Raw genomic sequence first — 1,100 nt, 5'->3', positions numbered from 1 at the left:
GATGCATCAATTTACCCTCCAATAGTATTTCTTCTATACTTTCAAGTACCCGTACTTGTATAAGTCCATCGGAAAAGGTAAGCCCGAAAAACTTGGCTTTTGCTTGCCTGAATGCTTCTTCTTTCTCCCGTAGTTTTTCTATTTCCTTTTGTGCATCTGCCTTTGCTTTCTTGTGCATATATCTGTCGTGTTCCCTGTGCAGGTCTGACGGGCAAACATACTTTGCATTGTGTAAGTCTTTACCGAAAAAGCGCAGATAATCAATGTAGTCAAACCATAATGTTGCATCTTTGATTTTGTATCCGTTACGGATGCAGATGCGGATAGATGCCCAGTAATTATCTACCTTGCGGTAAGCATCATTCAGGAATGATTTAAACAGGCTTAATTGTCCTGATTTCAACAGGGTTTCCATTCGGCTATTTTTCAATAATGCCTTATACACATCGAAGGGTTTTTGATTGAAATTTCGCTTTTTAATGCCTGTTCTTTTCAGTTCGGGAATGAGTTGTTGTTGTGGATAAATAACGCTTGTATGAATTTTGTCATAGACATTTATATAAAACTTGTTATTGGTGCTTTCGCTACGCAATTCTATGTCAGTGTGATATATCCATGAATCAATGTAACAGTTGCCCATTGTCTGACGGAGTTTTGCCAATGTGCAATGTTTACCGCCCGGAGCAATCCACCGTTGCATAACTTCCGAATAGTCATATTTGGTTGCTTCTCCTATCTTTGCCGAATAGAACAACATTACGGAACGTAAAACCTGATAACCTTTGTGAGTAGTAATAATGGTCATATAATAACGGTTGTTAAACATTCGTTTCTTGGTGGTTTCTACCTTTAGCTTGGCTTTGCAGTTCGGACAGTCACAATCGGTAAGGGTGGTAACCAAATACCCTGCTCCCTGCCATGAATGACCGCATTTAGTACAGGTAATTACCCCTTTTTCGGTTCTGTGCCCGATATGGTCGATGCCGTTTTCATACCCCCAATTAACTTGCTCTTTGGTAACTTGTGGTAGAGTTCTACTCGCTTCAACTACTTGTGCTTGAAATTTATTTTTCTTATGTAAAACTTCACATAAGAAGAAA

1 protein-coding gene is annotated in these 1,100 nt (G+C 39.2%); it reads right to left on the bottom strand.

Annotated elements, in window-relative coordinates; translation table 11 throughout:
* Positions 1 to 1,100: PcfJ domain-containing protein (locus tag HMPREF9456_RS16885; RefSeq protein ID WP_006844786.1), on the bottom strand; the 1,100-nt coding region annotated here is incomplete at both ends.

The sequence above is a fragment of the Dysgonomonas mossii DSM 22836 genome, from assembly GCF_000213575.1.
Lineage (GTDB): Bacteria > Bacteroidota > Bacteroidia > Bacteroidales > Dysgonomonadaceae > Dysgonomonas > Dysgonomonas mossii.
This window is presented reverse-complemented; position numbering and strand designations above follow the sequence as displayed.